Source organism: Mesorhizobium newzealandense, from assembly GCF_042682145.1.
Taxonomy (GTDB): domain Bacteria; phylum Pseudomonadota; class Alphaproteobacteria; order Rhizobiales; family Rhizobiaceae; genus Mesorhizobium; species Mesorhizobium newzealandense.
Map to the genome: position 1 here is coordinate 495,198 of NZ_JBHUGZ010000001.1, position 23,286 is coordinate 518,483.

20 protein-coding genes are annotated in these 23,286 nt (G+C 63.1%); 2 read left to right on the top strand and 18 right to left on the bottom strand.

All coding sequences use genetic code 11. The annotated features are described in order from the left end of the window. Nucleotides 1-387: 387 nt before the first annotated feature. The 17 genes from ACFSOZ_RS02110 to ACFSOZ_RS02190 all read right to left on the bottom strand — a co-directional run bounded on the left by ACFSOZ_RS02110 (nucleotide 388) and on the right by ACFSOZ_RS02190 (nucleotide 19,119). On the bottom strand, nucleotides 388-1,200 hold the full coding sequence (locus ACFSOZ_RS02110) for an NAD-dependent epimerase/dehydratase family protein (protein WP_379093015.1): 813 nt from the start codon (nucleotides 1,198-1,200) through the stop codon (nucleotides 388-390). A gap of 3 nt (nucleotides 1,201-1,203) precedes the next feature. After that, the gene (locus ACFSOZ_RS02115) at nucleotides 1,204-2,406 is read right to left on the bottom strand and encodes a pyridoxal phosphate-dependent aminotransferase (protein WP_379093018.1); all 1,203 of its coding nucleotides are present in this window, start codon (nucleotides 2,404-2,406) and stop codon (nucleotides 1,204-1,206) included. Next, nucleotides 2,403-4,022 (bottom strand): hydantoinase B/oxoprolinase family protein, encoded by a 1,620-nt coding sequence (locus ACFSOZ_RS02120; RefSeq protein ID WP_379093021.1) that lies wholly within the window; start codon nucleotides 4,020-4,022, stop codon nucleotides 2,403-2,405. The genes ACFSOZ_RS02115 and ACFSOZ_RS02120 overlap by 4 nt, the downstream gene beginning before the upstream one ends. Then, the gene (locus tag ACFSOZ_RS02125) at nucleotides 4,019-6,115 is read right to left on the bottom strand and encodes a hydantoinase/oxoprolinase family protein (protein ID WP_379093023.1); all 2,097 of its coding nucleotides are present in this window, start codon (nucleotides 6,113-6,115) and stop codon (nucleotides 4,019-4,021) included. Before ACFSOZ_RS02125 ends, ACFSOZ_RS02120 begins: the two co-directional genes overlap by 4 nt. Next, complete coding sequence (locus tag ACFSOZ_RS02130; RefSeq protein WP_379093026.1) at nucleotides 6,112-7,782, bottom strand: thiamine pyrophosphate-binding protein; 1,671 nt, start codon at nucleotides 7,780-7,782, stop codon at nucleotides 6,112-6,114. Before ACFSOZ_RS02130 ends, ACFSOZ_RS02125 begins: the two co-directional genes overlap by 4 nt. A 79-nt stretch (nucleotides 7,783-7,861) precedes the next feature. Beyond that, the gene (locus ACFSOZ_RS02135) at nucleotides 7,862-9,301 is read right to left on the bottom strand and encodes an FAD-binding oxidoreductase (RefSeq protein WP_379093029.1); all 1,440 of its coding nucleotides are present in this window, start codon (nucleotides 9,299-9,301) and stop codon (nucleotides 7,862-7,864) included. Nucleotides 9,302-9,311: 10 nt separating this feature from the next. Continuing rightward, nucleotides 9,312-10,076, bottom strand: a complete 765-nt coding sequence (locus ACFSOZ_RS02140; protein WP_379093031.1) for an amino acid ABC transporter ATP-binding protein — start codon at nucleotides 10,074-10,076, stop codon at nucleotides 9,312-9,314. Between the two features lie 12 nt (nucleotides 10,077-10,088). Further along, a complete protein-coding gene (locus tag ACFSOZ_RS02145; protein ID WP_379093034.1) occupies nucleotides 10,089-11,168 on the bottom strand; it encodes an amino acid ABC transporter permease in 1,080 nt (359 codons plus the stop codon). Between the two features lie 3 nt (nucleotides 11,169-11,171). Further along, nucleotides 11,172-12,335, bottom strand: coding sequence for an ABC transporter permease subunit (locus ACFSOZ_RS02150; protein WP_379093037.1), 1,164 nt, complete (start codon nucleotides 12,333-12,335; stop codon nucleotides 11,172-11,174). Between the two features lie 81 nt (nucleotides 12,336-12,416). Further along, complete coding sequence (locus ACFSOZ_RS02155; RefSeq protein ID WP_379093840.1) at nucleotides 12,417-13,448, bottom strand: amino acid ABC transporter substrate-binding protein; 1,032 nt, start codon at nucleotides 13,446-13,448, stop codon at nucleotides 12,417-12,419. 91 nt (nucleotides 13,449-13,539) lie between these two features. Next, nucleotides 13,540-14,490, bottom strand: coding sequence for a LysR substrate-binding domain-containing protein (locus ACFSOZ_RS02160; protein WP_379093040.1), 951 nt, complete (start codon nucleotides 14,488-14,490; stop codon nucleotides 13,540-13,542). Nucleotides 14,491-14,545: 55 nt separating this feature from the next. Then, nucleotides 14,546-15,295, bottom strand: a complete 750-nt coding sequence (locus ACFSOZ_RS02165) for an SDR family NAD(P)-dependent oxidoreductase (protein WP_379093043.1) — start codon at nucleotides 15,293-15,295, stop codon at nucleotides 14,546-14,548. A gap of 11 nt (nucleotides 15,296-15,306) precedes the next feature. Continuing rightward, nucleotides 15,307-16,017 (bottom strand): SDR family oxidoreductase, encoded by a 711-nt coding sequence (locus tag ACFSOZ_RS02170; RefSeq protein ID WP_379093046.1) that lies wholly within the window; start codon nucleotides 16,015-16,017, stop codon nucleotides 15,307-15,309. A gap of 290 nt (nucleotides 16,018-16,307) precedes the next feature. Then, the gene (locus ACFSOZ_RS02175) at nucleotides 16,308-17,096 is read right to left on the bottom strand and encodes a FadR/GntR family transcriptional regulator (protein ID WP_379093049.1); all 789 of its coding nucleotides are present in this window, start codon (nucleotides 17,094-17,096) and stop codon (nucleotides 16,308-16,310) included. 50 nt (nucleotides 17,097-17,146) lie between these two features. After that, the gene (locus tag ACFSOZ_RS02180) at nucleotides 17,147-17,494 is read right to left on the bottom strand and encodes a RidA family protein (protein ID WP_379093052.1); all 348 of its coding nucleotides are present in this window, start codon (nucleotides 17,492-17,494) and stop codon (nucleotides 17,147-17,149) included. A 13-nt stretch (nucleotides 17,495-17,507) separates the two neighbouring features. After that, complete coding sequence (locus ACFSOZ_RS02185) at nucleotides 17,508-18,314, bottom strand: SDR family NAD(P)-dependent oxidoreductase (RefSeq protein ID WP_379093055.1); 807 nt, start codon at nucleotides 18,312-18,314, stop codon at nucleotides 17,508-17,510. After that, nucleotides 18,307-19,119 carry a shikimate dehydrogenase family protein gene (locus ACFSOZ_RS02190; RefSeq protein WP_379093058.1) on the bottom strand — a complete coding sequence of 271 codons (813 nt, stop codon included), beginning with the start codon at nucleotides 19,117-19,119 and terminating at the stop codon, nucleotides 18,307-18,309. Before ACFSOZ_RS02190 ends, ACFSOZ_RS02185 begins: the two co-directional genes overlap by 8 nt. Before the next feature lie 145 nt (nucleotides 19,120-19,264). Here ACFSOZ_RS02190 and ACFSOZ_RS02195 point away from each other — a divergent pair, with 145 nt between their 5' ends. Together ACFSOZ_RS02195 and ACFSOZ_RS02200 are read left to right on the top strand one after the other, a co-directional pair. After that, nucleotides 19,265-20,029: an HpcH/HpaI aldolase family protein gene (locus ACFSOZ_RS02195; protein WP_379093061.1), complete on the top strand. Its 765-nt coding sequence runs from the start codon at nucleotides 19,265-19,267 to the stop codon at nucleotides 20,027-20,029. A 14-nt stretch (nucleotides 20,030-20,043) separates the two neighbouring features. Beyond that, on the top strand, nucleotides 20,044-21,261 hold the full coding sequence (locus ACFSOZ_RS02200; RefSeq protein ID WP_379093064.1) for an NAD(P)/FAD-dependent oxidoreductase: 1,218 nt from the start codon (nucleotides 20,044-20,046) through the stop codon (nucleotides 21,259-21,261). 439 nt (nucleotides 21,262-21,700) lie between these two features. Here the strand turns inward: ACFSOZ_RS02200 and guaA are convergent, their stop codons facing one another. Then, entirely contained in the window at nucleotides 21,701-23,263 is a 1,563-nt protein-coding gene (gene guaA / locus ACFSOZ_RS02205; RefSeq protein ID WP_379093067.1) for a glutamine-hydrolyzing GMP synthase, read from the bottom strand. Between the last annotated feature and the right edge of the window lie 23 nt (nucleotides 23,264-23,286).

Here is a 23,286-nt window from a genome sequence, read left to right on the forward strand (position 1 = left end):
CGAGTTACTTCCTCGAAGCAGCGCGACGTTGAGGACTGATGACCGCTTCATTGCTCGCGAGGTCTCTGCCAAGTCCCTCAAGAACGATCGCCGGCTTTGAGCACATAGCCGCAGTCGGCGAACTTCAAGGCAACTTTTCTGTTCTGCCCCACAAGCAGTATAGTCACGCCCTATTTCGTGATTGGTTGACCGACCAGGTCCGATAGTTCGATGAGAACCAGCTGCCAACTAAGACAGAAGATAGGATGCACTCGCAAGAGCATTGATTTTCTACTTTTCGGCATGAAGGCCGCTTCACGTTCTGATCAGGTGCAGGCATGCGAAATGAGCCGGTAGTGCGCAAGGTTTTGCAACCGAGCGGCGGCTGGTTGTCCCGCTGCTTGACCTTCATGCCGGTTTGTCGTCCGGGTGGCCGAGTTCGCAGAACCAGCCGCCGAGATACTTCACCGATGGCTTTGTCGGATCGGGAACGGGTGTTTTCGCCTCGACGGCAGCACGGAATGGCTCGGCACTGTCTTGCGCGATGAACCCCAGATGGTTCGCGCCGCTGTTGTCGACCATCTTCAGCTTGTTGTCGGAGATGCCGAAAGTGATCGTGTGGCCGACACGCGGCGCGGTCAGCGAAGCCTCGATCAAGCGCACGCAGTCGGCGAAGGAAAGGTATGACCACAACATGCGGCGGTCGGCCGGTTCGGGAAAGGACGAGAAGATGCGCAGGCACGCCGTCTCGATGCCGAACTTGTCCCAGTAGAGCCGGCTCAGGCTCTCGACGAAGTTCTTCGACACGCCGTAGAGACTGTCGGGGCGCACCGGCGCGTCGACGCCGATATGGGCTTCGACTTCATGGTAGCCGATGGCATGCACTGAGGAAGCATAGATGACGCGCTTCACGCCATGCTTCCGCGCACCTTCATAGATGTGATAGGAGCCGCGAATACTGGAATCCAGTATCGTCTGCCAATCGCATTCGAGCGGCGCGCCGCCGAAGTGCACGATCGCGTCGCAGTCCTTGGTGGCGGCAATTGTCGCTTCCATGTCGGCGAGATCGAAGACCGCTTCTTCCTCATGCGGGGCAAGATCGCCGAACGGTTCGCGGCCGGCCAGGCGGATCGTTTTTGCCAGCGGTACCAGCCCTTTTCGCAGTTCCGAGCCGAGGCGGCCGGCCGCGCCGGTGATCAGGATGCGTTCGTAATGGGGCATGGTCTACTCCACTTGCGCGACGGCGGTATTGATCCGCGCGATCGCTTCGGCAAGCACCTCCTCGCTGGTGGCGGTGGAGATGCGGAAATAGGGCGAAAGTCCGTAGGCGGCACCTGGTACCGAGGCCACGCGGCCCTCATTCAGCAGATAGGCCGCAACGGCGGTGTCATCTTCGAGCACGATGCCCTTGGGGGTCTTGCGGCCGATCAGGCTGGCGCAGCCGATATAGGCATAGAAGGCGCCCTCCGGCGGCGGCAGCGTCAGGCCATTGATGCGCCTTATGCCATCGACGACCAGATTCCTGCGCGCCTCGAATGCCGCGCGGAACCGGGCCACCTCGTCCTGCGGGCCGTTCAGCGCAGCGACCGTCGCCGCTTGGGCGATCGAGCACACCGAAGTGACTGACTGGCTCTGGATGGTCGCCATTGCCTTGACCAGCGGCGCCGGGCCCGCTGCGTAGCCGACACGCCAGCCGGTCATCGCATAGGCCTTGGCGACGCCGTTGACGATAAGGCTTCGGTCCCGAAGGTCCGGGCAAGCCTTGCCGAACGATACGAATTCACGACCGTCGAAGATGATGTGCTCATAGATCTCGTCGGACAGCACGAGCACCTGCTGATGCCCGGCCAGGACCGCGCCAAGGGCCTTCAGTTCCACCGAGGAATAGACCGCGCCCGACGGGTTGCCCGGCATGTTCAGGAACAGCCATTTGGTCCTCGGCGTGATCGCTCGCTCGAGCAGTTCGGGCGTGAGCTTGAGACCGGTCGCTTCGGGGCATTCGACGACCACAGGCGTGCCGCCCAGCAGCTTGACCATCTCGGGATAGGACACGAAATAGGGCGCCGGCAGGATCACCTCGTCGCCGCTTTCCAGCGTCGCCATCAGGGCGTTGAAGATGATCTGCTTGGCGCCGTTGGCCACGACGATGTCGTCAGCCGTGTAGTCCAAGCCGTTCTCACGCTTGAACTTATCGGCCACCGCCTCGCGCACTTCTGGCGTGCCGGCCGCCGCGGTATACAGGGTCTGGCCCGCTTTGGCGGCCGCATAGGCCGCTTCGGTGATGTGGGCAGGCGTCGGGAAATCCGGTTCTCCGAGCCCAAGGTCGATGACGTCGACGCCCTTTGCCCTCAGCGCCTTGGCGGCCTGGGAGGCTGCCATCGAAGCCGATGGCTTGACCACGGACAGGCGTGAGGAGATGTAGCTCATTTGCCGTCCTCCGTAACATATCCCCTGGATTGGTCCTGCGCCCTCGCCTCCGCGCCACGCTTGGCCGGATCGCCATAGCCGCCGCCGCCCGGCAATTCCAGTATCAACCGGCGGCCGGCCGGTACATGCTGCCAGCCCTTGGGCCGCATCTGCGTGCCATCGTCCAGCCTGACCACGCCCGCGACGCCGGCCTTTCCACCGTTGCGCCCGTGGGCAGGGTGATTGACGCGGTCGAACATGGCCGAGAAGTCGAACTCGTGGCCTTCGGTCGCGGCGATCTCGATAACCTGCCCCAGACCACCACGGAATTCGCCGTCGCCGCCGGAATTGGGGCGCAGCTCCTTGCGCCAGATGACGATCGGACCGGTATGCTCCGTCGCTTCGATCGGCATTGTATGGACGCCGGAAGGGAAGGCCGTCGCCGACAGGCCGTCGAGGCCGGGCCGCGCGCCCATGCCACCGGAGTTGAACATCAGCACTTCGGCGCGACGGCCCAGACCGCCAGCGGCCGGCCGCACCGAGATGTGGATGTTCCACAGCGCGCCGGCACCTTCCGAAAGGATCGTCCCGGGCAACGCCTTGGAAATCGCTCCCAGCACGAGATCGGGAACCATGTGTCCGAAGATATGCCGCAGCGCCACGGGCGCCGGCCGCACCGCGTTCAGGATATTGACCGGCGACGACACGGTGAAGAAGGCAAGCGAGGCGGCATTGTTCGGGATGTCGGGCGCCACCACGCATTTCAGGGCGTAGCAGGCATAGGCCTTGCTGTAGATGATCGGGCAGTTGATGCCCCACCGGCTCATCGGGTCGGTGCCGGTGAAATCGACTTCGACGCTGTCCTCGCGAACCGTAACAGCTGCCGCGAGCTTCACCGGCTTGTCGTAGCCATCAGTCACCAGCTCGTTGGACCAGGTTCCCTTCGGCAGTGCCTTGATGCGTTCGGCCATGGCGTCGCGGGTTCGCGAAAAGATGAACTCGCCGAGCCCGTCGAGAGACGTCAGGCCGATCTCCTTCATCATGTCGACCAGGCGCCGGTGCCCGACTTCGTTGCAGGCGGCGAGCGAGTAGAAATCACCGACGACCTGGTTCGGCTCGCGGACATTGGCACGAAGGATCCTGACGAGGTCGAGATTGACCTTGCCCTTCTCCGCGAACTTCATGATCGGGATCTGGATGCCTTCCTCGTAGACAGACTTGGCGTCGGCGCCAAAGCCGCGCCCGCCGACATCGACGACATGGGCAGTACAAGCGAAGAATGCCACGAGTTCGCCGTTCAGAAACGACGGCGACACCATGGTGATGTCATGCAGGTGGCCGGTGCCAAGCCAGGGATCGTTGGTGACGTAGGTATCGGCCTCGAACATATTGTCGCGCGGGATTTCGTTCATGAAATGCTGCACTGCCTCGGCCATGGTGTTGACATGGCCGGGCGTGCCGGTGACCGCCTGTGCCAGCATCTGGCCGCTGGGATCGAACACGCCCGCCGACAGGTCGCCGGACTCGCGCACGGAGGTCGAGAAGGCCGTGCGCAGCAAGGTGAGCGCCTGCTCCTCGACCACCGAGATCAACCGGTTCCACATGACCTGCATGCGGATTTCGCTGATGTCACTCATGCCTGGCTGCCTTTGCGGATCAGAAGGATGGCGCCGTCGCTCTGGATAACGGCGTCGAAGCTTGTGGTGACGACGGTGGAGGTTTCGCGCTCGACGATGACCACCGGGCCCGCCACACGATCGCCGGCACAGAGCAGGTCTCGTTCGACGATGCCATAGGTGCGTGGCTCGCCGCTGGCCGGGTCGAATACCGCCCGGGTCGTGGCCGGCTCATTGGTGCGGTGGCCCGTCGTCAGATCGTGCCGGGCGGTGGTGGGCCGAACATCCGTGGCCTTGACCGACCAGGTAACGATCTCGATTTCCAGCCCGTCCAGCCCTTCGATGGCGCGACCGAAGAAGCGCTGGTAGTTCGCCTCGAACAGATCCTTGAGGGTGGTGGCGGCATCGTCGCCGAACGGCTTGTCCGGCAAGGGCACGGGGATCTCCCAGCCCTGGCCGGCGTAGCGCATGAAGGCGGTGATTTCGCAGACGATCGTGCCGCTGGCGCCGGTCCGCACGAAGCCCTCGGCGGACGCCTTGAGCTCGCCAAGCAAGGCGTTGACCTCGGCAGGCTTGAATTGCGAAAGCCGCGTGAGCCTGGATGCCAGAGCCTCGTAGCCGAAGGGAGCCTTGAGGAAGCCGATCGCCGAGCCGACGCCTGCCCCTTTGGGAACGATGCACCGGTCGATGCCGAGTTTTTCGCAGAGCCTTGCTGCGTGCAGCGGTGCCGCGCCGCCGAAGGCGATCATCAGATTGTCGGAAATGTTCTTGCCGTTCTCGACGGCATGGACGCGAGCGGCATTGGCCATGTTCTCGTCGACCACCTCGCAGATGCCGAAGGCCGTCGAAATGGCATCGAGCGACAGGCGCGCGCCCAGATCGCGCAGGATGGCCAGTTCGGACGCAGACGTGTCGAGCCGGATGGCGCCGCCGGCGAAGTTGTCGGGATCGAGCTTGCCAAGTACCAGATCGGCGTCGGTGATCGCCGGACGCCTGCCGCCGCGGCCATAGCACGCCGGGCCCGGCTCCGATCCAGCACTTTCCGGCCCGGTCTGGATGCGGCCCATGGCATCGACCCAGGCAATCGAGCCGCCACCGGCGCCGATCTCGATCATCTCGATCACGGGAATGGAGATCGGCATGCCGGAGCCCTTGCAGAAGCGATAGGTGCGCGCCACTTCGAATGTTCTGGCGGTGCGCGGCACATAGTCCTCGATCAGGCAGATCTTGGCGGTCGTGCCGCCCATGTCATAGGATACGACCTTCTCCAGGCCGAAGCGCCTGGCGATGTCGGCGGCAAAGATTGCGCCGCCCGCCGGGCCGGACTCGACCAGCCGCACGGGGAATTCCGAGGCGGTTTCCACCGAGATCAGGCCGCCGCCGGAATGGATCATGAAGACCGGGCATGCGGCGCCCATTTCCTTCAGGCGTATCTGCAGGCGGGCGAGATAGTCCGCCATCTGCGGCCGCACATATGCGTTGGCGCAGACCGTGTTGAAGCGCTCGAACTCACGCATCTGCGGCGATACTTCACCGCTGACCGAAATCGGAATGTTCAGCTTCCGAGCGAGAATTTCGCGGGCTCGGAGCTCGTGAGCCGGGTTGGCATAGGAGTGGATGAAGCCGATAGCCACCGAGCCGAAACCGCCGGCCGCAATCCGTCCGGCGATATCTTCCAGCGCTGCTTCGTCGAGCGGCTGCAGTTCCTGGCCCTGGGCTCCGATCCGGCCCTTGACCGTAAAGCGGTCCTCGCGCGGGATCAGCGGCGGCGGCAGTTGGAGATTCAGATCATACTGCTCGAAGCGGTTCTCCGTGCGCATCTCGATCACGTCGCGAAAACCTTCGGTCGTGACCAGTGCGGTCTTCGCGCCACGGCGCTCGATAAGCGCGTTCGTCGCCAGCGTGGTGCCGTGGATCACGATGTCGACGTCCGCCAGCGAGATACCGGCGTCGCGCACGACGATCTCGATGCCGTCGAGGATGGCCTGCTCGGGCGCGGCATAGTTGGTCAGGATCTTGGTCGAGAAGATCGTGCCACGCACATCAAGTGCGATATCGGTGAAGGTGCCGCCGATATCCGCGCCGAGACGGATGTCATTTGCCGTACTGGTCATGCGTTGGCCTTCTGCGAAGCGAGCGCTGCTTCGCGCATCTGGGACAGGGTCTGGCGCGGCGTGAGGGCTTCCGGGGAAATATCCAGCTCCAGCACCGCGCCGGTCATGGACGCGAGCGCCCTGCCGAAAGCGCCGGCGAAATCAGCGGTCGCGCCGACCCGCTCGGCGTGGAAGCCGTAGGCCCGGGCGATGCCGACGAAATCCGGATTTTCGATCGTAGTTCCCGAAACGCGCGCCGGATAATGCCGCTCCTGATGGGCGCGGATGGTGCCGTAGATGCCATTGTTCAGGATGAGAACGATCGGCTGCGCCCCGGCTTGCATCGCGGTCCCCAACTCCTGGCAGTTCATCTGGAAATCACCGTCGCCGGCAAAGCAGACCACGGTGCGGCCGGGAAACGCGACCTTGGCCGCGATTGCCGCCGGCAGGCCGTAGCCCATGGCGCCGGATTGCGGCGCAAGCAGCCGTGCCTTCGGCCCGAACTTGAAGAACTTGTTTGGCCAGACGGTGAAGTTGCCGGCGCCGTTGGTCAGGATGACGTCGTCGGGCAGCGTCTCGCGCAACCAGCGGCTGACCTCGACCATGTCGACGGGGCCAGGCTGGGCCGGCGCCGTGAATGTGCCTTCGTAGCTTTGGCGCGCCTGTGACCGCCACTCGGCCCAGTCGCCCTTCACCGGCGACAACGCTTTGGCGAAGGTGTTCGGCCCGGCATGAATGCCGAGCGAAGGCACATAGATCTTGCCGATCTCGCGATCCGACCCATGGACATGGATCAGCCTCTGCTTCGGCTCCGGCACGGACAGCAGCGTATAGCCGTCCGTCGTCATCTCGCCAAAGCGCACATTGATCGCCAGGATCACGTCGGCGTCGCGGATCAGTTTCTTGACATGGGGAACCATGCCGACGCCCGCCTCGCCGACGAAGACCGGCGAGCCATTGTCGAACTGATCCTGGAAGCGAAACGCGGCGACGACCGGAATGTCGGAGGATTCGGCGAAAGCCTGCAGCGCGGCACGCCCTTGCGCCGACCAGTTGGCGCCGCCGATCAGGATGACCGGCCTGCGGGATGCGGCAAGCATCGACCGGGCCTCAGCCAGGGCATCGGCATCAGCGGCGGCCTCGAACACCCTGGCCGGCCCGCTGAGTGCTGCGACATCGGTCAGCGTCGTCAGCATGTCTTCGGGCAAAGCGATCACCACCGGGCCGGGCCGCCCGGTGAGCGCCGTCGTCCAGGCCCGGGCAACAATTTCCGGCAGGCGCCCGACATCGTCGATCTCGACCGCCCATTTCGCCATCGTGCCAAACACGGCGCGGTAGTCGATTTCCTGGAACGCTTCGCGGCCTCTCATATCGGTACCGACCTGGCCAACAAAAACGATCATCGGCGAACTGTCCTGCATCGCCGTGTGCACGCCGATGGACGCATTGGCAACGCCCGGCCCGCGCGTCACGAAGCAGATGCCCGGAGAGCCCGTCAACTTGCCATAGGCCGAGGCCATGAACGCAGCACCGCCTTCATTGCGGCAGAGCACGTAGTCCAGCCTTCCAGCTGTGTCGTGCAGCGCATCCAGCACGGCCAGGTAGCTTTCCCCCGGCACGCCGAAGCTCTTGCTTGCGCCGAGCGCCAGCAGGCACTCGACTAGAAGCTGGCCCCCATTGCGCATCATCCATCCACTTCCTGTTGGCCCTGACGAAACGCCAGGGCGGATTGCAGCCGAACCTGCACTTTGGGGCCTCGCGGCGAAATCAAGAAATCCCGTTCATTGGAAAGTTCTTCTTTCCCAAGGATTCGCAAACGATGACGCCAGGGTTCATCATTCCCAGCGGGTCCAGGGCATGTTTCAGCCGGGCCATCAGGTCCCGTTCGACGGGACTGCGATTGCGGTCGGCCAATGCGATCTTTGCCCGGCCGAGGCCATGCTCAGCGGCGAAGCTGCCGTTCATATCGGTGGCGAGCGCCGCCAGTGCCTGTGCGATCTCCGGCGCCTTGCCGTCGAAATCGGCACGACCTGCCGGCGGCGACAAATTGTAGTGGATGTTGCCGTCGCCCAGATGGCCGAAGGGATTGATGCGCACGCCGGACAGTATGCCCTGGCAGAGCGCCTGCCCCTTGTCGATGAACTCGGCGATGCGGCCGACCGGCACGGAGATGTCGTGCTTGAGCTGCTCGCCCTCCAACCGCTGGCCCTCAGGCTGTTCTTCCCGCAGGCGCCAGAAATGGGCTCGCTGCGCGTCCGACATGGCCAGAGCTCCGTCCATGATCAGCCCTCGCTCCATCCCCCATTCCAGAGCCGACGCCAGGATTTCATCCAGCGGCACGCGCGTGGAGTTTGACGTCAGTTCCACGAGCAGATGAACATCGCCCCGGCTTTCCAGCGGAAAGCTCAGGCCGGGTAAATGCTTCAACGCAAGCGAAAGTCCGAAATCGCAGAAGAATTCAAGACCGGAGAGGAATTCACCCGCCTCCCCCCGCAGATACGTGCCGAAGGCAACCGCGGCGGCGCTGTCGCCTAAGGTGAGAAGCGCCGTCGCCCGCTGCCTGGGCGCTGGAGAGAGCTTCAGGACCGCACGTGTGACGATGCCTAGCGTGCCCTCCGCGCCGCAAAACAGCTTGCGCAGTTGATAGCCGGCATTGTCCTTCTGCACCGCCCGCAATCCGTTCCAGATGGAGCCGTCAGGCAGCACGACCTCCAGGCCGAGGACGAGGTCCTGCATCATGCCATGGCGCAACGCATGGCTACCGCCGGCATTGGTGCCGATCAGCCCGCCGATCCGCGCGCTCCCTTCGGCACCCAGATGCATGGGAAAGACCAGGCCATGCGGCGCCAGCGCATCATGCAGCGCGGACAGGATGACGCCAGCCTCGACGACAACCGAGCCGCTTGCCGCATCAGGTTCGCCGATCGCCGCCATGCGCGAAAGCGACAGGATGATGCCTCCGGCTCGTTCGACGACGGCGCCGCCGCACAGGCCGGTATTGCCTCCCTGCGGCACCACGTTCATCCCTGCGTCGCAGCAGAGCGTCACAATTTCGGCGACCTGCGCCGTGGTGATCGGCCGGGCCACGCCAAGCGGAGCGATGCCGTAGCGCTTCAGCCAGTCCTGGCGATAGGGCTCGGCCTCTTCTCCCGAAAGCCAGCCTTTCGGGCCGAGCATTTGGGCCAGCGCGGCGGCAGGATCAGTCATGTCTACCCCATCAATGGTCAAGCACTTGCGACAGGAACTGGCGCGTCCGCTCGTTCCGCGGCGTGGTGAAAAAGGTTTCCGGCGGCGCCTCCTCGACGATCTCGCCGCTGTCCATGAAGACGACCCGGTCCGCCACGCGGCGCGCAAAGCCCATCTCGTGGGTCACGCAAATCATCGTCATGCCTTCGGAGGCTAGCGTAACCATGACGTCCAGCACCTCGGAGACCATTTCCGGATCGAGAGCCGAGGTCGGCTCGTCGAACAACATGATCTGCGGCTGCATGCAAAGAGCGCGCGCTATCGCAACCCGCTGCTGCTGACCACCGGACAATTGGCCGGGATATTTCATGGCCTGCTCGGGAATGCGCACCTTTTCCAGATAGCGCCGGGCCGTTGCCTCGGCTTGCGCTCGTGGCTGCTTGCGCACGATCATGGGGGACAGCATGCAGTTCTCCAGCACCGTCATGTGCGGAAACAGGTTGAAATGCTGGAACACCATTCCGACCTCGCGCCTGATCTCGTCGATGTTGCCGACGTCGTCGTTGAGTTCGGTGCCGAGTACGGCGATCCGGCCGCCATTGTGCTGCTCGAGGCGGTTGATGCAGCGGATCATGGTGGACTTGCCGGATCCGGAGGGTCCGCAGACGACGATCCTCTCTCCCCGCTCCACGGCAAGGTTTACCCTCCGCAGCGCGTGGAACGTACCGTAGTACTTGTCGAGGTTTTCGATGCGGAGCGCCGGCCCACCGGGTTCGGTCGAATTGCCTGATATCACTTGCGCGCTTCCTTACCGTTCGCTGATCGACATGCGGCGCTCGAGAAAGGCGCCATAGCGGGACAGGCTAAAGACGAAGACGAAGTAGATGAAGGCGATGAAGGCGTAGACCTCGACATAGGCGAAGCGCCATTCGCCGGTTCCGTAAGCGGCATTGCCGGAAGCCAGTATCTCGAAGAAGCCAACGATGATCACCAGTGAGGTCTCCTTGAACGAGATGACGAACTGGTTGATGGTGGCCGGCAGGGCGTTGCGCATGGCCTGCGGCAGAAGGATGCGGCCGATGCGTTGCCAATAGCGCATGCCAAGCGCCATGGCAGCCTCCTCCTGTCCTGTCGGAACGCCCTGCATACCGCCGCGCACGATCTCCGCCTGATAGGCGGAGAAGAACAGGGCCGAGCCCAGGATCACCCGGTACAGCTTGTCGCCCTGCAGCCATTGCGGCAGCGCGAACGGCAAAACCACTGCAAATGTAAAGAGGATCGATATTAGCGGAAGCGAGCGGACCCCGTCGATGATGAGGCCGGTGGTGCGGGAGATCCAGGGCAGTTCCGACCGGCGCAGCAAAGCCAGGCAGATCGCCAGCGGGAAGCCGACCAGGCAGGTCGTCACGAAGATGAAGAGGGTGAGTGCCAGTCCTCCCCACGCTTCCTCGCCGACATGGGCGAGACCAAACACACCGCCTTTCATTAACACGTAGAAAAGGGCCGTTCCGGCGCCCCATACGAGCGCAATTCGACGGCCCGTCCAGAATGCCGGGATGCAGCTCAGCACCGTCATGACCACCACGACCACACAGGCCAGGGCCGAGCGCCATTGTTCTTCGTAGGGATAGAGGCCGAAGAAGATGATCCGCCATCTGGCAGCAATGACCGACCAGCAGGCTCCCGCTGCCGCCTGGCAGGCTTCCGGCCCGCCGCTGGTCGTGAAGACAGCCGAGAAAACCGCCCAGTTCAGGAGCTTCCAGGCCAGGAAGACCATGATCGTCAGGCAAGCCAGCGACAAAACTGCCTGAAGCGGCGTCGCAAAGAAGCGTCGCCTCAGATCCTCGAGCCTGCCGGGAGCGGGTGGAGCGACAACGACCGTCTCCATTTCTCAGCTCCTCAGTTGATTGCCCTTGAGGGCGATTGCTTTGTTGATGCGATTGAAGACGGCGGCAAGGCTGAGATTGATGGCGAGGAAGCCTGCCATCAGGATGCCGATCGCTTCGAGAGTCTGGCCGGAATGGTTGATCGTCAGCGCCACGATCATGAAGAAGTCGGTGAAGCCCACCGCGATGCCCATCGTGGTCGCCTTCATCAGCCAGACGTACTGGTTGGCGAGGATCGGGAGCATGGCGCGCAGCGCCAGCGGGAGCCGCACCAGCGTGAAGACGCGCCAGGGACTGAGGCCCAGGGAAAGTGCTGCCTCGACCTGACCCTTGCCGACAGACTTGAAGCCTCCGCGTACGATCTCCGCGATGTAGGAGCCGCCATAGATCGCGATGGCGATGGCGAGTGTGGCGAACTCCGGTGGAATGCGCAGGCCGCCCCACAAATTGAGCCCTTGCAGCGCCGGGAAGTCCAACAGCGGCAGATCCGGCAAACGTCCAACGGCCAGACAGATAGCCGCGCAGACCAGTGCCGCTGCCGCGGCGGTAAATTGGATGGCGCGCCGCTGGCCGATCGGTTGGCTAAGGCGCGACGTCCTGCCCAGCCAGGCCGGCAGCACGATGGCCGCGACCACAGCCAAAGTGGCTGCGGCAAACGCCGCATTGCCGACATTGGGAAACGGGATGTAGAGCCCCCGGCTGGTGAGCAGAAAGCCCCAGGCTTCATGCGCGCTGCGCGGTGTCGGCAAGTGTGTGATGATCGCGTACCAGAAGAAGACCTGGAGGATCAGCGGGATGTTGCGGAAGATGTCCACATAGGTGCGGCCGAGCAGCCGCGCCAAGTCGTTCGAGGACGTCCGCGCCAAACCCACGATCGTTCCCACGATCGTCGCCAGCATCAGGCCGACGCTGCCCAGAAACAGCGTGTTGATGATGCCGATGAGGAAGTACCACCAATAGGGATCGTTGGCCGTGGCGGGCAGCAGCGAGAAATTGACATCCCAACCCGTCGACTTGAACAGGAAGTCGAATCCGGAGGTGATCCCTTGCGCGGCCAGGTTCCGGCGAGCGATCACGATACCGGCAAGCACCAGCGCGGCGATCGAGCCGACATACAGGACCTGCAACAGCGTGTTGCGGACCTTCTGATTTCTCAGCAGGCTGACCATCCAAAGATCCTTGCCGAATTGTCGCCGGCTCCACCCGACAGGAGCCGGGCGGAGCTCAGAGCGGGATGCGTTAAGAACGGATCAGTCGATCACCAGCGGGAACAAGACACCGCCATTGTTCCACAAATTGGTCAGTTCGCGGTCCATCTTGTAGGGCGAGTCCTTGCCGAGGTCGCGCTCGAAGATTTCGCCGTAATTGCCGACGTTCTTGATCACCTTGTAGGCCCAGTCGTCATCGAGGCCGAGACCCTTGCCCATGCCTGGCGTGACGCCGAGAAACTTGGCGACCTGAGGCGAAGTCGGCTTGGCCTTGATCTCGTCGACGTTCTTGGAGGTGATGCCTTCCTGCTCGGCGAAGATCAGGGTGCTGAGCGTCCAGTTGGCGATGTCGACCCAATTGTCGTCGCCTTGCCGCATGATCATGACTTCAGGCTCGACGGCGAGCACGTCAGGCAGGATGACATGGTCTTCGACCTTGCCCTTGGCGATGCGCGCAATGGCCAGAGTCGGCCCCCACTGCGCATAGAGATCGCAGCGTCCGGAGAAGTAGGCTTGCTCGAGTTCTTCCGTCTTTTCGATGAGCACGGGCTCGAGCTTGATGCCAAGCTTGGCCGTATAGGCCGCGACCTGCTGTTCCTGCGACGTTCCGGCGGGGATGCAGATCGTGCCGCCGGCGGCATCCTTCAGCGACTTGAGATTGAGCTCCTTGTGCGCCATCACCTTGGTCGTGCCGAGGTAATAGGAGGTGGAGAACTGCAAGCCCAGCTCCGTGTCGCGGCTGAGCGTGCCGCCAGATGCCTTGATGATGATGTCGACATCGCCCGATTGAAGCGATGGCCAGCGCTGCGCCCAGCTGATTGGCACGATCTTCAGCTTTGCCGGATCGCCGAACACGGCCGTTGCCACGGCTCGGCATAGGTCGATGTCCATGCCCTTCCAGTTGCCCTTGTCGTCCACTTCGGCGAAGCCGAGATAGGATCCGTCATGGCCGGTACAATTGAGCACGCCGCGAGCCTTGACGGTCTCGAGCGTCTTGCCGCCAGCTGCTTCTGCCGGCGCCGAAATCTGGACAAGGCTGAGCACTAGGGCGACAGCCGCCCCCCATTTGATCATTTTCACGTTGATGTCTCCACTGTTGAGGTTGTTTGGTTCTTGTTTTTGGAGGTCCGAAACAAGCTTTCGGAACTCAGTCGCGAAGCCGCTCCTAGTCGGAAAGCGGGGTCGGTTTCGGCAGGGAGGAAATCTTCAGATCGCTTCCCCAGTCCTGCTGGGCGAGCCATCGATGAAGAGCGGCGACCGCCTTCACGCGCAGGTGCCCGCGCGGGACGATCAGGTAGAATCCAGGGACCTCCTCCGGCCTCATATCAGCAAGGGCTTCGCGGCCAACCGGCGCGACCAGCGCGCCCGACCTCAGATCTTCCTCGGCGTCGATGACGGAGACCAAGCCCACGCCGATGCCTTGCAAGGTCGCACGGCGCATGGTTGCCGCATCGTCGAAGCTGATGCTTCGGTTGCCATCCGTCTGCTCGACGGCAAGATGCCGTAAAATGTCTGGCCAAAGGCGCTTCGACTTGACGGTGTCCAGCAACGTGAACAGTGTCAGGTCCTGCGCCGACTTGATCTTCTCGCCGATGGCCGGAGTGCAGCAGATGACCTTCGGATCCGGCACCAGCAGCGTGGTCTCGTAGTCCGGCCATTTGCCGTAGCCCCACTGGACGGTCATATCGATGTCGTCGCGTCCGAAATCGGGCAGGTCGACCATCGTCGTCAGGCGCAGATCGGCGCCCGGCAGAATCTCGCGAAACAGGGAAAGGCGCGGCAGCAGATAGTGGGTGGCGAAGTAAGGGCTCGCATTCAGGTTGATGCGGTCCCGGTAGTTCGACTTGGTGACGCGGCGAACGCCTTCCGAGAACTCGTCAAATCCGGCTTTGACATAGTGCGAGAGAAGGATGGCCGACTCTGTCAATTCGACCGACCGGCCCTTGCGCTCGAACAGCGTCACCTGAAGCGTATCCTCCAGAAGCTTGATCTGCTGTCCGACGGCCTGCGGCGTGACCAGCAATTCATCTGCCGCCTGCCGAAAGCTCCTGTGCTGCGCGACGGCGTGGAAAACGCGAAGCGCATTGAGCGACGGAAGGCGCAGCTTGCCGGTCATCGAAAATTCCGCTCCTTCACGCTAGGGGCCTCCTTGGTCACGCAATGCGCGGTGCTCAAGCGTATATGTAACCACCTGATACGATTACGTTTTCTCCGGTCATATAGGTGTTCTTGGGACCACCGGTCATCAGCACCCATTCGGCAATCTCGGCGGGCTCGGCGCCGCGGCCGAGCGGGCTCGCCTTGGCCAGTTCCTCCAGGAAGCCGAGGGCTTTTGCCTTCTCCGTGGCCATGCCGGCCGGGGCTACCGAATTCACCAGGATCCCGTGCTTTGCCACGTCATGAGCGAAGGAGCGGGTAAGGCTGACCACCGCGGCCTTCGTTGCCGCATAGTGGGCGTTCTGCGGATGCGCCTTGAACGCGTCGACCGAAGTCAGGTTTACGATGCGCCCGCGAACATGGCTCTTCGGCTCCTGCGATTGCATGTGGCGAACGGCAGCCACCATCATGTGGTAGGTGCCTTTGATGTTGATGCCATTGGAGGCATCCCAATCGGCGTCGGAAATCTCGAGGATCGGGCGGCGAGGGTAGATTGCGGCGCAATTGATCAATGTGTCGATGCGCCCGAGCTGCGTAACGATGGCGTCGAAGGCGGCGTGGCACTGAGCGCCGACCTGGATGTCGCACGCAGCAGCCGCGGTCGGCAAGCCCTTGGCCCTTGCCGGTGCGAGTGCGGACTCGGCAGCTTCCTGGTTGATGTCGATGATGCCGATCTTCGCAGCCCCGGCGTCTACAGCCATCCCAGCCAAAAGAGCGCCGAGGCCGGCACCGCCGCCAACGATCAGAACGGAAAGATCCTTCATTCCAGTTTTCCTTACTTGGTGCCGCTCGGCGAAGTTGGCCAAGTCGGCATGATGTCGAAACGGGTAACGTCGGCCCATGCCGGCAGGGCGAGCACCGCGACGACCATCCTGGCCACGTCATCAGGCTGCACCACCTTGCTGGCGTACATGGCCGCGCGCGCCTTGGCGTCGAGTATGTCCTGGTAGAGCTGCGTCTCGACACGGCCGGCGACGATCTCGGTGACGCGTATGCCTGATGGCGAAAGGTCGGCGCGCAGCGCGGCGGCAAAGCCCGATATCGCCGCCTTGGTGGCTGAATAGACGGCAATGTTGGAATATGGCGCGTGGCCCGCAGTGGAGCCGGTGAACAATACGTGGCCGGACTGCCGCTCGCGCATCTGCGGGACAACGAGGCGGGTGAGCAGGATTGCCGCGCTGAGATTTACCTCCAGCGTGGTGTCGATGTCGGCGATTTTCATATCGGCAAAATTGCCCAGCGGCGGCATGATCCCGGCATTGTTGATCAGCACGTCGATGGTCAGATCCGCCAGAACCGCTTCCAGCGCCTCGCGGTCGGTGACGTCGACGGCAATGGGCACAATGGCAGACCGCTCGGCCTGCAATTCCTTGAGCGCGGCCTGGCTGCGCCCGACCGCATAGACTTCATAGCCGGCGTCGCTCAGTGCGATCGCGATGGCCCGCCCTATGCCGCTCGTAGCACCTGTGATGAAGGCTGTCGTCACGTGGGCGTTCCTGATTGCTCGGTTTCAGTTTGCGGCCGGGATCGATGCCGCGAAACCAAGAAAATCAGCAAATAGGAAAGATAAACTTTCGAAATCCCTCTCAGCCTCTGAAACTTCTTGCGGCACCCATACGATCGCGGAAGCCGCAAACCCAAGGAAACGCCAGAAAAATGGCGCCCTCAACACGAAGAGAGCGAGTGCTGACGGCCGGTAGAACAAAAAACAAGGCTTTCGCATCGCGTGGCTGAACTGGCCCAGACGCCTGCGCATGCGAATGAAATCGGCGGGCGTTATCCGCCTGTCTGAACAGGCCTTTTCATGTCGGAAAAGAGAGAGGCGGCAGCCGCCTTCTGCTCGGCCTCCGTTGTGGCGACGCCCGAAGCCCGTGCCAAGGCTCGCACGCGCCCGAGGCTGTTGTGCAGGTGCTTGCGCATGGCTTGGCGCGCAGCCCGAGCGTCCTGCCTTTCGATGGCGTCGACAATGGTTTTGTGTTCGTTATGAATGCGCGCGTAGTAGCTGTCCTTGAGCGCGGGCGTAACCACGTAGCCCAGTTGAAAGCGTGGAACGATCATCGGCCTGAGGTAACTCAGGAAACCATGGATGAATTCATTGCGTGCCGCCTTGGCGATCGCCAGGTGGAAATCGTAGTCGTAGTGGATCTGGACGACAGCGGGATCCGCCTGCTCGGCGTCGACCTGTTCCATCAGGGCACGGATAGCACTCGCCTCCGCGTCGGTTCGCCGTTCGGCGCAGAGCCCGGCGGACTCCACCTCGACGCTCAGTCTGAGTTCGAGCAAGGCGATGGTTTCCGGCAAGGTTCTGAGCGCCTCGTCGGGTATCGAGAAATTGCGTGGCGCCGGCGTTTCGCTGACGAACATGCCGCGTCCCTGCTGCGGCACCACCAGGCCTTCGGAGCGCAGCCGCGCCACTGCTTCCCGCACCACCGTCCGGCTGACGTCGTATTCGGCGCAAAGCTCCGCCTCGGTCGGCAATTGCGCACCGGGCAGCAGCGATCCTGAACGGATCTTTTCAGACAGGCTCTCCGCCACGACGGTGGACAGCGGCTTGCGCTTCGTCATCAGTCTCCCTCTCGCCAGATTCGGGATGATGCCCGAACCGACTGGACCATTCAAACCGCCGCGGTGACGATCAGCTCGACCAGCATGCCGGGCTTGGCCATCCGTCCTTCACCGGAAGAGCGCGCCGGTGCATGCTCCTTCGGCATCCAGGCATCCCAGACCGTGTTGACCTCATCGAAATCCCTGATGTCGTCCAGCCACATCTGCACGTGAAGGATCCGGGACTTGTCCGTGCCTGCCTTGGCCATCAGCGCATCGATCTTGCCGAGCACCTCGCGCATCTGGTCGGCCGCGGACTGGCCGGGTCTGGCGACCTGGCCGGTGAGATAGAGCGTGCCATTGTGGATGACGCCGTGGTGGATGCGGGTATCGAAGTCGAAGCGCTGGATATTGCTCACTGGATTGTCCTTGTCAGATTGCCGGCGTCTGCCGGATGGGGTTGCCCTGCAGGTACTGCGCGTAAGGCGCCTGAACGAGCCAGCCGGCATCGACAGGCAAGGTCACGCCGGTTATCGACGCGGCGCGGTCCGAGCAGAGGAACAGTGCCGCCTCGGCAACGTCGCGCGGCTCGACGAAGCGGCGCAGCGCCGTGGTGGCCTGGATCGCCTCGGGATTGCGTTCGCCCTTGGCGATCCTGGCCTTCAACCCATCGGAAAGCGTGTAGCCGGGCGCCACCGCATTCACGCGCACGCCATGCGGGCCGAGTTCGGCCGCCAGGATCTGGGTCAGGGCCAGGACCGCATGCTTGCCCGGCGTGTAGGCCGGCAGAGACAGCGGCGCGAAAGAGGCTAGCGAGCCGACATTCAGGATCGCGCCGCGCCTGGCGGCCGACATCAGCCGGCCGAAAACCTGGCAACCCAGCAGCGTTCCGCGATAGTTGACCCGCCACATCTTCTCGTCTTCGTCGAGATCCTGGTCGAGGACATGCTGGCCGCTCTGCAGGATGCCGGCGCAGTTGACGACGACATGCGGCGTGCCGAACACAGCGCTGACGGCCTGCGCTAGCGCCTCCACCGAGCCCACGTCGGCGACATCGGTCTGGACAAACAAAGCGCGCGGTGCGCCCGCCGTCTCGCAGGCGTTGGCCGCCTCCTTGCCGCGTATCGCGTCCCTGCCTGCGACGACCACATGGTAGCCGTCCTCGGCGAAGCGCGTCGCGATCGCGCGTCCGATGCCGGAAGTGCCGCCGATGATGACGGCGGTCAGTGTCTCAGCCATGGCTGCGATCCTTCCGCTCGATGTCGAAGAAAGCGGACATTGCTTCGACCTGGAAATCCATCATCGGGCGCCCCGGCTGGATGCGGCAGCCGATCTCCTTCGCTGCCTTGAGCAGCGCCGTCTCGGCCGGGTCCATGATGATGTCGACGACCGTCATGTCCGGAGTCAGCTTGGTCGCATCCATAGGCAGCGGATCGTTGGCCTTCAGCCCAGAAGGCGTCGCGTTGATCGCCATGTCCATGCCAGACGGATCGGGTTGGCCGACTTCGATACGGCATTTTGGAAACGCCTTGCTGACGAGCGAAGCGAGCTTCTCCGCGCGGGCACTTTCGATGTCGGCCAGGCGGATCTCCGCAGCGCCCTCTTCGGCCAGACAGTAGGTCAGCGACGCGCCGGCGCCGCCGGCGCCGACCTGGAGGATGCGACGGCCGGCAATCTGATGCCCGCCCGCCTTGAGACCTTCGATGAAGCCGACGCCGTCGAAATTGTCGGCGTACCAGCTTCCATCCGGCAGCCGGCGGACCGAATTGGCGCTTTGGACTCGTGCGGCGCGGTCGTGGGCGGCGGAACACTTGTGGTAGACCGCGATCTTGTAGGGCACCGAGATGATCACGCCGCGGATGTTCTCGGCCGCCGTGATGCCGGCCCAGAAGGTTTCGAAATCCTCCGGCCGACAGCTCAACGGTACCATGAGGCTGTCGAGGCCCTTCTGCTCGAAGATCTCGTTGAATATGCCGGGGCTCTTGGCATGTGCCACTGGATGGGCCAGCATCACGAAGATGTCGGCCTTGCCGGTTCCGCGCATCGGCTCACTCCTTTTCTTTTGACTGTTCATGATCGCTCAGGACTTTGGGCGCCCCGGACGTATCTTGCAGCGAATTAATGTCATATGATATAGGACATCATACAAATTTCAATGGACCGTCTTTCACGGGAGACCGATCGCAAAAATGCAGGAGCGCCGCAACACATTGAAGGCCGCCATGGCGGCAGGCCGGGCTCACATCGGCATCTGGTGCTCGCTAGCCTCGGCCCTGACCACTGAGATCGTCGCGGGCTCCGGAGCCGGCTGGGTGCTGATCGACGGCGAGCACAGCCCCAACCATCTGCGCAGCATCATGGCGCAGCTGCAGGTGATGGGCGGCTTCGACAGCGAGGCGGTGGTGCGGCTACCCTGCGACGACGCCAATTTGATCAAGCAGGCGCTGGATATCGGCGCACGCAGCCTGATGATCCCCAATGTGCGTACGGCGGAGCAGGCGCGCACCATCGTCGCCGCGATGACCTATGCGCCGGGCGGCGTCCGCGGCTTTTCCGTCGGCCATCGCGCCAACGCATTCGGCCGCATCGCCGGCTATCATGGCAATGCGCGCGCCCAGCAGTTGCTTGCCGTGCAGATCGAGGACGAGACCGGCGTCGCCAATGCCGCCGAAATTGCCGCGGTTGACGGCGTCGACGTCCTCTTTGTCGGTCCTGGGGACCTCTCCACCAACATGGGTGCGATGGGCAACCCCGGCGCGGCGCATGTGCAAGAGGCAATTTCGTCCGTACGCAAGGCCGCAACGTCGGCAGGCAAGGCAAGCGGCATTCTGGCGCCGGTCAAGGCAGACGCCGACCGCTATCTCGCCGACGGCTTCACCATGGTTGCCGTCGGTTCCGACCTCGGCCTGCTGGCGCGGGGTTCGGATGCCCTGGTCGCGTCATTCAGTCACTGAGCCGGAGACAGATCATGGCGATACCCTCTTACAAAGTACCTTCGCACACCGCCTACGACATCGTCATCGTCGGTGGCGCAGTCATCGGTTCGTCGACGGCCTATTGGCTGAGCCAGGCGCTGGGCAGCGGCACCTCGATCCTCGTGGTCGAGCGCGACTCTAGTTATGAGTTTTCCTCGACGGCGCTCTCCACCAGCGCCATCCGCCAGCAATATTCCAATCCCATCAATGTGAAGATCAGCCAGTTCGGCATCGAGATCATCCGTGGGTTCCAGGAGCGGATGGCACCCTTCTACAAGGACGAACCGGCCCCCGACCTCGGCTTTCGCGAGCATGGCTATCTCTACTGCTGCTCACCCGATGGCGTGGAGGCGGCGCGTGAGCGCGTCGATCTGCAGCGTAGCCTTGGCGCCCACACGGTCTTCCTCGAGCCGGGTCCGCTGAAGGAGCGCTTTCCCTGGTTGAATGTCGAGGATCTCGGCGGCGGTTCCTGGGGGGCACGGGAAGAGGGCTGGTTCGATTCCATGGGCATGATGAACGGGTTCCGCCGGGCCGCCCGCGCCAGCGGTGTCGAGTATATCGACAATGCCGTGACGGGACTGGATGTTGCCGATGGGCGGGTCGTCTCAGTGCGCCTCGCGACCGGCCAGACGATCGGCTGTGGAACACTGGTCAACGCCGCAGGCCCGCGCGCGCAACAGGTCGCCACCATGGCCGGCCTGTCGATCCCGGTCGCGCCCTACAAGCGCTACAGCTTCGTCTTCGCCAGCGCCAACCCTATCCCCGGTCGGATGCCCAATGTCATCGACCTCTCCGGTACGTTCGTACGTCCCGAAGGCGAGCTTTTCCTTACAGGCAACACGCCGCAAGGCGACGGACCGGCCGACTACGACGACTTCGAAATGCACCATGAAGAGTTCGACGACTACATCTGGCCGGCGCTCTGGCACCGCATTCCAGCCTTCGACGCATTGAAGGTTCAGACGAGTTGGACCGGCCATTACGAGTACAACATGCTCGACCACAACGGCATCGTCGGCTTCCACCCGGAGGTGACCAACTTCATGTTCGCCAACGGCTTCTCCGGGCACGGCCTGCAACAGTCGCCGGCCGTCGGCCGGGCGGTGTCGGAGCTGATTGTCCACGGTGCCTTTCAGACGCTCGACCTGTCGCCATTCAGCTATGAGCGCATACCGCGCAATGAACCATTTCTGGAAGAAGCAGTGATCTGACCAAGTTCCATCCATTCTCGATTTGCTTGGCAAGTGACGCAGTTGACTGCTCGTGTTTGTTATAACTCCATTCGATTTGGTGCTTGCAAGATTGAAGCCACGCCAAAGGGAACGCAAACACGTTGCGTGATTGGTGTGACAAGCGGCGGATACCGTCGTTTTTTCAGCGATATTATCCGCCTGATTTTGGTCGGCCGAACTAAGTGCCGAGGGATTGAGGCAGCCGTTGAATGACGGTCTTGCGGCACGAAGCAAAGCCGCCTTTTCGCACGCCATTGTACGCCGCAACTCTCCAACATGCCGACTGCACTTTACATCCTCGTTCAGATCAATCCTGTGTTGTTAGGAGACCGAGAGAGGTTATCGCAACCAAGCAGCGGAAGGTGACGAACGGGACTGGGCGGCTCAGCAAGCTACGCTATTGATGCCTGGTACCCCTCTACTCCCACTCGATTGTGCCGGGCGGCTTCGAGGTGACGTCGTAGACGACGCGGTTGATGCCGCGCACTTCGTTGATGATGCGGGTGGCGGCGGCACCCAGGAACGCCATGTCGTAGTGGTAGAAATCCGCCGTCATGCCGTCGACCGAGGTGACGGCGCGCAATGCGCAGACGAACTCGTAGGTGCGGCCGTCGCCCATGACGCCGACCGTCTGCACCGGCAGCAGCACGGCGAAGGCCTGCCAGATGGCGTCGTAGAGGCCGGCCTTGCGGATCTCGTCGAGATAGATGGCGTCGGCCTCGCGCAGGATCTCCAGCTTTTCGCGGGTGATGCCGCCCGGGCAGCGGATGGCGAGACCAGGACCCGGGAACGGATGCCGACCGATGAAGCTTTCGGGCAGGCCGAGCTCCTTGCCGAGCGCCCTCACCTCGTCCTTGAACAGTTCGCGCAGCGGCTCGACCAGTTGCATGTTCATGCGCGCGGGCAGGCCGCCGACATTGTGGTGCGACTTGATCGTCACCGACGGGCCGCCGGTGAAGGAGACGCTTTCGATGACGTCGGGATAGAGCGTGCCTTGCGCCAGGAAATCGGCGCCGCCGAGCTTCTTCGCCTCCTCCTCGAACACCTCGATGAACAGCCGGCCGATGGTCTTGCGCTTCTTCTCCGGGTCGGCCTCGCCTTCGAGCGCCGAGATGAACTTGTCCGCGGCATCGACCAGGATCAGCGGCAGATTGTAATGCTGGCGGAACATCGCCACCACGCCAGCGGCCTCGTCCTTGCGCATCAGCCCGTGGTCGACGAGGATGCAGGTGAGCTGGTCGCCAACCGCTTCGTGGATCAAGAGGGCCGCGACCGAGGAGTCGACGCCGCCCGAGAGCGCGCAGATCACTTTGCCCTTGCCGACCTGCTTGCGGATCGCCTCGACCGCGTGCTCGCGATAGGCGCGCATCGTCCAGTCGCCCTCGATGCCGGCGATGTTGTGAACGAAATTTCTCAGCAGCCGGGCGCCATCCGGCGTGTGCACCACCTCGGGGTGGAACATGATGCCGTACATCTTGCGCTCGATATTGCCGAAGATGGCGAAGGGCGACCCTTCCGACTTGCCAAACACCTCGAAGCCCTTGGGCAAGGAGATGACGCGGTCGCCATGGCTCATCCACACCTGATGGCGCTGGCCCGGTGCCCACAGGCCCTCGAATAGCGGACTATCGTTCTCGATCTCGACGAAGGCGCGGCCGAACTCGCGATGATCGGAGCTTTCGGCGACGCCGCCCATCTGCACGCACATGGCCATCTGGCCGTAGCAGATACCGAGCACCGGCACGCCGGCGTCGAAGACGATCTGCGGCGCGCGCGGGCTGCCGATATCGCTGGTCGAGGCCGGGCCGCCGGACAGGATCACGGCTTTCGGATTGATGCGCTTGAACGCCGCCTCGGCCGACTGGAACGGCACGATCTCGGAAAACACGCCGGCCTCGCGGATGCGGCGGGCGATGAGCTGCGTAAACTGGCTGCCGAAATCGACAATCAGGACGGTGTCGGGATGATTGGCTGTTTTCATGGCGAGCGTTTAGAGAAAGAAAT

Coding starts and splice junctions, on each gene's coding strand:
- ACFSOZ_RS02110 (WP_379093015.1), bottom strand. CDS start 1,200: ATGCCCCATTACGAACGCATCCTGATCACCGGCGCGGCCGGCCGCCTC.
- ACFSOZ_RS02115 (WP_379093018.1), bottom strand. CDS start 2,406: ATGAGCTACATCTCCTCACGCCTGTCCGTGGTCAAGCCATCGGCTTCG.
- ACFSOZ_RS02120 (WP_379093021.1), bottom strand. CDS start 4,022: ATGAGTGACATCAGCGAAATCCGCATGCAGGTCATGTGGAACCGGTTG.
- ACFSOZ_RS02125 (WP_379093023.1), bottom strand. CDS start 6,115: ATGACCAGTACGGCAAATGACATCCGTCTCGGCGCGGATATCGGCGGC.
- ACFSOZ_RS02130 (WP_379093026.1), bottom strand. CDS start 7,782: ATGATGCGCAATGGGGGCCAGCTTCTAGTCGAGTGCCTGCTGGCGCTC.
- ACFSOZ_RS02135 (WP_379093029.1), bottom strand. CDS start 9,301: ATGACTGATCCTGCCGCCGCGCTGGCCCAAATGCTCGGCCCGAAAGGC.
- ACFSOZ_RS02145 (WP_379093034.1), bottom strand. CDS start 11,168: ATGGAGACGGTCGTTGTCGCTCCACCCGCTCCCGGCAGGCTCGAGGAT.
- ACFSOZ_RS02150 (WP_379093037.1), bottom strand. CDS start 12,335: ATGGTCAGCCTGCTGAGAAATCAGAAGGTCCGCAACACGCTGTTGCAG.
- ACFSOZ_RS02155 (WP_379093840.1), bottom strand. CDS start 13,448: ATGATCAAATGGGGGGCGGCTGTCGCCCTAGTGCTCAGCCTTGTCCAG.
- ACFSOZ_RS02160 (WP_379093040.1), bottom strand. CDS start 14,490: ATGACCGGCAAGCTGCGCCTTCCGTCGCTCAATGCGCTTCGCGTTTTC.
- ACFSOZ_RS02165 (WP_379093043.1), bottom strand. CDS start 15,295: ATGAAGGATCTTTCCGTTCTGATCGTTGGCGGCGGTGCCGGCCTCGGC.
- ACFSOZ_RS02175 (WP_379093049.1), bottom strand. CDS start 17,096: ATGACGAAGCGCAAGCCGCTGTCCACCGTCGTGGCGGAGAGCCTGTCT.
- ACFSOZ_RS02185 (WP_379093055.1), bottom strand. CDS start 18,314: ATGGCTGAGACACTGACCGCCGTCATCATCGGCGGCACTTCCGGCATC.
- ACFSOZ_RS02190 (WP_379093058.1), bottom strand. CDS start 19,119: ATGCGCGGAACCGGCAAGGCCGACATCTTCGTGATGCTGGCCCATCCA.
- ACFSOZ_RS02195 (WP_379093061.1), top strand. CDS start 19,265: ATGCAGGAGCGCCGCAACACATTGAAGGCCGCCATGGCGGCAGGCCGG.
- ACFSOZ_RS02200 (WP_379093064.1), top strand. CDS start 20,044: ATGGCGATACCCTCTTACAAAGTACCTTCGCACACCGCCTACGACATC.
- guaA (WP_379093067.1), bottom strand. CDS start 23,263: ATGAAAACAGCCAATCATCCCGACACCGTCCTGATTGTCGATTTCGGC.